Below are 8,821 nucleotides of genomic sequence, written 5' to 3'. Positions count from 1 at the left end.
GTAGTTCTTGTTGACCAACCGTTGAAACCCTTATTAAAGCGTTGGTTTCGGGAGTTGAGCCCCTTAAAGGGCTCAACTCCCGAAACCAAGCGGGGGAAGGGATTGGAATTATTGGAGATGTCTATTGTGACTGATGAGAACCATTCATCAGCAAGTCAAAGAAATTTTTTCGACTCTAGGAAAATCCTGATTGAATAGCTAAAATAGTGGATATTTAGATTATTTCCAGGATCAATCATGCCTAGTGCAGTAATATTGACCGCTCTCCCAGTCGAGTATATGGCTGTTCGCACCCATATAGCCGACCTCCGAGAAGAAATGCACCCCCAAGGCACAATTTACGAACGCGGAAAATTTGTTGCTAACGCTACGTCATGGGAAGTCGGGATTGTGGAAGTGGGTGCTGGTAATGCCGGGGCGGCAGTGGAAGCGGAAAGGGCGATCGCCTATTTCAATCCCAGTGTCATACTGTTTGTGGGAGTTGCTGGAGGCATTAAGGATGTTGCGATCGGTGATGTGGTAGCCGCGACGAAAGTCTATGGTTACGAGTCTGGCAAGGCAAAACAGAAATTTCAACTCAGACCCGATTCAGGGCTATCTACATACAGCTTGATCCAGCGAGCGAGGGCTGAGTCGAAAAAATCGGACTGGCTGCAAAGGCTGACATCTGCACCGGAGTCTACCCCCCGCGTATTCGTTGCACCAATTGCCGCCGGGGAAAAAGTGATTGCTTCAAGCAAGTCTAATGTTTTTAAGTTTATCCAGTTGAATTATGGTGATGCGGTAGCTGTCGAGATGGAGGGGCGGGGCTTGCTACAAGCGGCTCATGCCAATCACCAAGTATCGGCACTGGTTATCCGTGGGATTTCCGATCTGATTGATGGTAAGAGTGAAGCAGATGCGGGTGGTTCTCAGGAAATGGCTGCACGGAATGCCAGTGCGTTTGCTTTTGAGATCCTGGCAAAGCTTCAGATTGAGGAGACGGCTAAGGCATCTTCCCAACAATCTACTCTGCCACTCCTTTTACCTAAATCTGCTCAAATCATGAGTTCTGACTCTACACCTCCAAAAGTTTTTATCAGCTACAGTCATGACTCCCAAGAACACAAGGATCGGATTCTGCAACTTGCCGATCGCTTTCGCGACGATGGTATTGACTGCAATATTGACCAGTACGAAGATTCGCCGCCTGAAGGATGGCAACGCTGGATGCTGAACCAGGTTGAGGCGGCAGATTTTGTGTTGGTTGTCTGTACGGACCAGTACGATCGGCGATTTCGGGGCCATGAAGAAGCGGGAAAGGATAAGGGCGCAACCTGGGAGGGTGGGGTAATTATTCAAGAACTCTACGATGCTCAAGGGAAAAACTCAAAGTTCATCCCTGTCACTTTTACTCCCCAGGACACTGACTTTATTCCCAGCCCTTTACGCGCTGCAACTAACTATAAGCTGAATAGCACAGATGGCTATGAACTGCTTTACCGCCGTCTGACCAATCAACCTAGAACCCGCAAACCGGATCTGGGTAAATTACAAACTTTAGCCCCGCGCGATCGCAAACAGGTTTTTCCAGCTATTTCAGATGATTCACCAGCCTCTAATTCTCGCCCACTCAACTTCTTTGCGCTTGATGATACTTGGGTTGGTCGGGAAAGTCTGATTCAGGATTTGAGTTCTCGAATTCGCTCCTCTTGTCGATTACTAATACTTGTGGGAATTACAGGGATTGGTAAAACGGCTTTAGGAGAAAGATTAGCAGTCGAGTTATCAGACTGGTTTGAGGAAGATTGGAGTAAGTTTCACGAACAGAATTTTGAGGAGGAACAGCAATCTAATGATTTTGCTAGCGTAGCGGCGAGGTGGCTGGAGAAATGGGGCGAACTGATTACGCCGGAAGACCGCAAAGATACTCAGCGCCTGCTATATCGATTGGTGAAACATCTAAAAGAGAATCGCTATTTGGTTCAACTTGATTCTTTAGAAAACATTCTACAGGGGAATGAAGAAGAGGGATGGAGTGATTTTAAAGATGACTGGTGGGTGCGATTTTTTGAAAGTTTGCTAGCCGCAGATTCTTGTGAAAGCTGTATCATCCTAACTTCACAAGATTTACCCGCTCAAATCCCAACAATAGGAACGAGGTATCAAAATTTTTGGTATTGCCAACCTCTGAGCGGTCTGGAAGAACCAGAACGGTTAGCATTGTTCCACAAAATAGGATTAGATGTTGGTACAGAGTCAACAGGTAAGCCTTATTTAGAGCGAATTGGACGTGCTTATGAGGGACATCCTTTAGCGTTGCGGGTGATTGCTGGGGAAATTAGGAATAAACCTTTTGATGGTAATGTTCTGGCTTACTGGAATCAGTACGGACGTGAAGTAGAAGAGGTTGAGAAGGCGATCGAGAAAGCTAAGACTAAAGGAATAACAGCATCAGCGGATGATAAGTTTAACCTGCATCGATACACGCGCAACTTGCGAAGGAATGTGCGAGTTCGGCTAGAAAAGACTTTTAATCGGTTGCAAAAAGATGTTCGCTATGCCTATATATTGTTGTGCGAAGCTTCGGTGTACCGCTGTCCAGTTCCAGAGGATTTTTGGCTCTCCCATCTGGAGGATTGGGATCGGGATAAATATGAACAGCAGGTAGCGTTGGATGCGTTGCGCGACAGATATTTAGTAGAAGAAGTCGTTGAAAGTGATCGGTGTTTGCTCAGGGAGCACAATTTAATCAGGGGTGTATCGCTTGAACATTTAAAACAATTGGATGACAATGACGAATAATCTTGGCGAGTTCGACAATCGAGAAAAACAGACTAACCAGAGGATTGACATTACACCTCCTGGAGAGTCTTTACTGGCAGAGCTTGGTATTGATAAAGCAACACTCAAATCCATCAGGCCCATTTGGAAACGTACTCACTACAGAGCCGTTATCAACTGGCTATTGAAGTACAAACCTTTGCCATCAGCAACCAAGTTAGAGCAAGTCAGAGGTTATTTAGAAGCCGTTTATCATCTTACAGAAATAGAAGCTTGGGGACAAGCATATAAGATTATTACTACTCGCCTCAATACTCCTACAAAAGAAGAATTACATAATCAACTGAATACCTGGGGTTGTTATCAAGAACAAATTAATCTTTATAAGATGGTTTTATCGAAGGTGTCTCCCATTACAGATGCAATTTGTTTAAATGGTTTGGGCGACGCATATCTGGGCCTAGGAAAACTCGATCAAGCAACTCATTTCTATTTGCAGAGTGTAGATATTGCACAGACAATTTCAGCACCTCGACTAGAAGGAATTGCCTTTGGAGGCCTAGCCAATACTTATCTGGCTATGGGAAATCGGAACCAAGCAATAGAGTATTATCAACAACAATTGAAGATTTCTCAAGAGATTGGAGATAGATGGATAGAAGTAATAGCACTAATTGGAATTGGAAAGAGCTTTAACTTTATAGGGGAGTTTCAAAAAGCTACTAGATATTATCTGCAAAGTCAAGAAATGGCTATAAAAGTAGATCATAAAAGAGGTAGAAGAATTGCTCTAGCTGAACTGGGAAATATTCAAACTGCTATCGGACAGTATCAAATAGCTATTGAATATTACAATCAAGAACTGGAAATTGCCAAAGAGATTGGCGAAATAGCTGGTGAGGGAGATGCGCTAGGGAGTCTGGGAACTGCCTACTACTTGATCGAAGATTACCTCACCGCACTTGAATATTCTCAGCAGTCTCTAAAAATAGCCCTAGATATTGGAGATGCAAAAGGCAAGACTAAAACACAGGGAAGTATAGGAGTTATTTACCATAGTTTAGGAGAATATGAATCTGCAATGGACTATCATCAAAAATCTCTAATAATTGCTCGTGATATTGGAGACAGACTGGGAGAAGCAGAAGCTTTAGCTAATTGGGGAATAACTCATAGGGAGTTAGAGCAATCTTCTGAATCTATACAAAAACTGCACGAAGCGCTGGAAATTTTTAGAGAAATTGAAAATCCCATGGAAGAGGCACGAGTTCTAAAAACTTTGGCAGAGGTTTATCAAACTTTAGGTAATCGGCCTGAAGCCATTAATTTTGTAGAGCAGGCTTTGATGATTACCAACAAACTAAAAACTCCCCTAGCAGAAGTATGCCATAAGCTTAAGACTGATTTATTGCAAGATAAACCTGCGGATATATCTCAGTCATTAAATGAGTTTTTTATCAATCAAATTCAAGAACAAAATAATCTTTTAAAGTTTTTTACAACTCAACTACAAAGAGATACCCCACACTTGGGTGGGGGTGAATTACGTTCAAATTTACCAACTTCTAAACAGGAACAAGAATATCGAATTGAGGCACAGCCTTGGTATTCTCCAAACCTTCCTAAAAGTCAAGAAATTGATGAAAGCAAATGCGAACAACTAAAAAAGGAAATTGATGCCGTTATTATTACCGCAACAGATGTCGAATTGAAAGCTGTAACACACCTACTAAAACCTTATCCCAGAAGGAAAAATGTTTTACTGGTTTACTCTGGACCTGAAACCTACTATCTGGGAAGATTCGGCGCGTACAATACTGTCGTTACTAAATGTAGGATTGGAGCAATCGGTGACGGGTCTGTTATTCTAGCAACTGAACAAGCTCAACGTCTCTGGAATCCCAAAGCAATTATCATGGTTGGTATCGCCTTTGGTAAAGATCCGACTAAGCAAAAGATAGGGGATGTGTTAGTTGCATCACAAATTATCTCTTACGAACAGCAGCGTGTTGGCGAAGAGATAATTCATCGTGGTAGTATTCCACCAAGTAACACAATATTGCTGAATCGTTTTGAAAACGTTCAAAATTGGCAGTTTGCTCGTCCAGACGGTTCATATTGTAGCCTCATTGTCGGCTCTATTCTGTCCGGGGAAAAGTTAGTTGACAATCCAGATTTTAAAGCCACTCTATTTCAGAAGTTTCCGCAAGCAGTGGGAGGAGAAATGGAAGGGGCAGGGCTTTGTGCAGCATCGGGGCGCGTAGGTACAGCATGGATTTTAGTGAAGTCTATCTGCGACTGGGGAGATGGAAAAAAACACAAAAAGCATCAACCCTTAGCGGCCGCGGCCGCGGCTTCGCTGGTGCATCATGTCTTGTCTCAAAAAACTGCCATGAATGGAATAAAAAAATTGATTAACTGAATAGATAAAAAAAATTATAAAAACCCTTGAGGTTACATAATGAGTACACAGAGTGAGTTAGAAGAGCAAGACCAAGAAACTTTAGAGAACTTTCGTATCACACCTTCCGGTGAATCCATACTGGCACAGTTGGGTATCGAACCAACTGCTATCAAAACTATCAAACCACCTTGGAAACGCAACAAATATAGGGCTGTAGTGAACTGGTTAATGAAATATAACCCCCTATCTGATGTTACTAACATTGAAAAAATTAAGGGTTTAGTGGAAGCATTTTACCATCTTTGTGAAGTAGAAGCTTGGAAAGAAGCAAGCGAAATTCTTTTTATCCAACTTCTTACCTTCACCCAAGATGAGTTACACAATCAATTAAGTATTTGGGGATACCACAGCCAACGAGCTGAACTTTATCACAAAATTTTAGACAGATTAGAACCTAACTCAAACAGCATTATTGTTAATGGTCTAGGTAATTCCTGTATTGCTTTGGGAAACTATGCTAAAGCGCTGGAGTATCACAATCGCAGTTTGGCTCTCGATCGAGAGATTGGCGATCGCAAAGGAGAAGGTTCAGCTTTGGAAAATATTGGGGCTATTTATTTTCAGTTGGGAGATTATACCAAAGCAATTGAGTATCAGCAACAGCATTTAACGATCGCAAAGGAAATCGGCGATCGTACAGGAGTTGGGCAAGCTCTGTTAAATTTAGGACTAACTGCTCATGCTTTGGGAGAATATACCCAGGCAATTGATAATTATGAGCAAAGTTTAGTAATTGCACGAGAGACAGGTGACAGTTATTTGGCAGGACAGGCTTTAGGGAATTTGGGACTTGCTTATTATGACTTGGCAGACTATGGCAATGCCATTGAATGTCATTTGCAAAGTTTAGTGATCGCACAAAAGAGGGAAGACTTGTCAGCAGAAGGAGATTGTTTTGGTAACTTGGCACTAGCTTATGATGCTTTGGGAGCGTATACTAAAGCGATGGAGTATCTAGAAATAAGTTTGGTAGTTGCACGAGAAACTGGAGAACGTTCAGGAGAAGCCAGCGCATTAGTGAACTTAGGTTATGCTTACGAAGCTCTGGGAAAATATGATCAGGCAATAAAATTTCACACCCAGAGTTTAGCAATAGCTCAAGAAATTGGTGACCGCTTGGGAGAAGCGAGTGCTTTGGAAGGTATAGGCAATATTTATAAATATCAAAGAAAATATCAAAGAGCAATTTCTTACTACAAGCAAAGCCTAACCATAGCTAAAGAAATTGGAGACAAAAAAGGGGAGGCTACATCTTTAGGAAACCTAGGTGTTGTTTACAATGATTTGGAGAAGCATCAAAAAGCAATTAAGTACCATCAGCAACGGTTGAAGATCGCACGAGAAATAGGAGATAGACAAGGTGAAGGACAAGCTTTGGGAAATATCGGCAATACTTACGATGCTCTCAGCGACTTGACACGCGCAATTGATTACCAGCAACAAAGCTTGGCGATCGCCCAAGAAATTGGAGATAGAAAAGGAGAATCAGAAGCTCTCGGAAATCTTGGTAATGCTTATTATGCCCTGAACAACTACGCACAAAGTATAGAATATCATCAACAGTGTTTAGCTCTTGCTGAAGAAATTAATGACTTATGGACTCAGGGTGCAGCGCTAGGAAATTTGGCAAGTGTTTATGCGGATATGGGAGACTATGGCACAGCCATTGATTACAATCAGCAGTGTTTATCCATCGCCAAAGAAACTAGAGATCCTGAAGTTGAAGGTATTGCTCTTTGTAACTTAGGAGCTTGTCTGCTCAAACTGGAACGTTACTCGGAAGCTCTAGAATCTCTACAGGCAGCTATCAAGATTTTCAAAAAGATTGGGAATCATTCTGCTCAGGTTGAAGCCTTGAATAGATTAAAAGAACTTCATCAAAAGTTAGGTCATCAAAACTTAGACGACAGTAAACCAACTACTAATTATGAATGATATGAGTAATCTAGCTGAGACAGAGCTTGAAGTAGATATTTTACCACCCAGAAATTTGATAATAGAAAGCTTGAAGATTAATTCAAGCTATTTAAAATCTATTAATCCCATCTGGAAACGAACTCATTACAGAGCAGTTTTGAATTGGATCGTAAAATTTACGCCTAATCCATCAGCAAAAAATCTAGAAAAAGTTAAGGCTTTATTAGAAAGTTTTTATCATCTTTGCGAAGTTGAAGAATGGTTACGAGCTTCGACCATTTTAGCTACTAAACTCGATACACAGACTAAGGAAGAGTTCCAAAATCAACTTCATACATGGGGATATTATCAAGAACAAGTTAACTTGTATAGTAAGCTGATAGGTCGATTAGATTCAAGCTGGATAGATTCTATTTTATTAATTGGAATAGGTCGGTCATACCAAGCTTTAGGAAAATATACTCTTGCTCTTGATGTTTATCAACAGAGTTTTGCTATATCTAAAGAAATCAATGAAGAGCAGATACAAAAAATAAACCTCAATAACCTTGGTAGTATTTATATGGCTTTAGGGAACTATGAGTTAGCCATTGAATATTATCAGAAAAGCTTGACTTTAGCCCGCAAAATTGCTGATACCCAAGGAGAAGCAAAAACTTTTGTCAACCTCGGCATTGCTTACTATTCACTAGGTAGGTATCAGGAGGCAATGGAATTGTATCAAAAAGGTTTGGTAATAGCTCAAGAGAGTGGCGATCGACAAACAGAAGGGAAAATTTTAGGAAATCTTGGAAATGTCTGTCATATGCTGGGTAATTATCATCAAGCAATTGACTACCACGAACAGCTTTTAGGAATAATGCAAGCCATCGGCGATCGCCTTGGAGAAGGTGCAGCACTCGGAAATTTAGGTAGTACCTACCGGATTTTAGGGAAGTACGATCGAGCCATCGCATATCATCAACAACATTTGACGATCGTTCGCCAAATTGGAGATCGTCAGGGAGAAGGTGTAGCTCTTAATGGTCTTGCTAATATTTACAACTCTTTAGGCAATTACACCCAAGCCATTGACTATTATAATCAATACTTAGCTATTGCTAGGGAAATTGGCGATCGACAAGGCGAGGGAGTCGCTATCGGTAACTTAGGTGGTTGTTATAATTCTTTAGGAAAATATCACCAGGCTATCAATTACCACCAGCAGTTTTTAAATCTTGCCAGGGAAATGGGTAGTCGCCAAAGAGAGGGAGTTGCGCTTGGAAATCTAGGTAACGCTTATGATGAACTGGGAGAACATACTAAAGCGATGGAGTGCTATGAACAGTATTTGACTATTGCACAGGAAATCGGCGATAGATCGGGTGAATCTCACGTATTGTGTAATTTAGGAAACACCTTAATCAAACTTAAAAAATATTCAGAAGCTCAACATTTTTTGCAAGCGTCACTGGAGATCACTCAAGAAATTGGTGAACCTGTGGTAGCAGCTTATGTTCTTAAAAATTTTGCTGAACTTTATCAAAAGCTAGGTCAACAAAATCTGGCTATAGAGTATTGCGATCGCGCCTTATCAATTGCGACAGAGTTAGACATCCCTCTCAAAAAAGAGTGTATGGAATTAAAACAACAATTGGAGTCCAGCTATGAGTAATTTGACAGAGAACTTCTCATTAG

The 8,821-nt window shown here is 41.3% G+C and carries 5 protein-coding genes; all 5 read left to right on the top strand.

Features of this window, described 5'->3' with window-relative positions:
• A partial coding sequence (locus tag AAFP11_RS15810; protein WP_341737937.1) for a hypothetical protein occupies nucleotides 1–198 on the top strand: 198 nt, incomplete at its 5' end.
• A gap of 39 nt (nucleotides 199–237) precedes the next feature.
• Complete coding sequence (locus tag AAFP11_RS15805; protein WP_341737936.1) at nucleotides 238–2,784, top strand: SEFIR domain-containing protein; 2,547 nt, start codon at nucleotides 238–240, stop codon at nucleotides 2,782–2,784.
• On the top strand, nucleotides 2,774–5,185 hold the full coding sequence (locus tag AAFP11_RS15800; protein ID WP_341737935.1) for a tetratricopeptide repeat protein: 2,412 nt from the start codon (nucleotides 2,774–2,776) through the stop codon (nucleotides 5,183–5,185). The genes AAFP11_RS15805 and AAFP11_RS15800 overlap by 11 nt, the downstream gene beginning before the upstream one ends.
• A 39-nt stretch (nucleotides 5,186–5,224) precedes the next feature.
• Complete coding sequence (locus tag AAFP11_RS15795) at nucleotides 5,225–7,162, top strand: tetratricopeptide repeat protein (RefSeq protein ID WP_341737934.1); 1,938 nt, start codon at nucleotides 5,225–5,227, stop codon at nucleotides 7,160–7,162.
• Nucleotides 7,155–8,798: a tetratricopeptide repeat protein gene (locus tag AAFP11_RS15790; RefSeq protein WP_341737933.1), complete on the top strand. Its 1,644-nt coding sequence runs from the start codon at nucleotides 7,155–7,157 to the stop codon at nucleotides 8,796–8,798. Before AAFP11_RS15795 ends, AAFP11_RS15790 begins: the two co-directional genes overlap by 8 nt.
• The last annotated feature ends 23 nt before the right edge of the window (nucleotides 8,799–8,821 follow it).

This window comes from Microcoleus sp. CAWBG640, assembly GCF_020883015.1.
GTDB lineage: Bacteria > Cyanobacteriota > Cyanobacteriia > Cyanobacteriales > Microcoleaceae > Microcoleus > Microcoleus anatoxicus.
The sequence above is the reverse complement of the archived record's forward strand: the minus strand, read 5'-3'. Positions and strand labels throughout refer to the sequence as shown.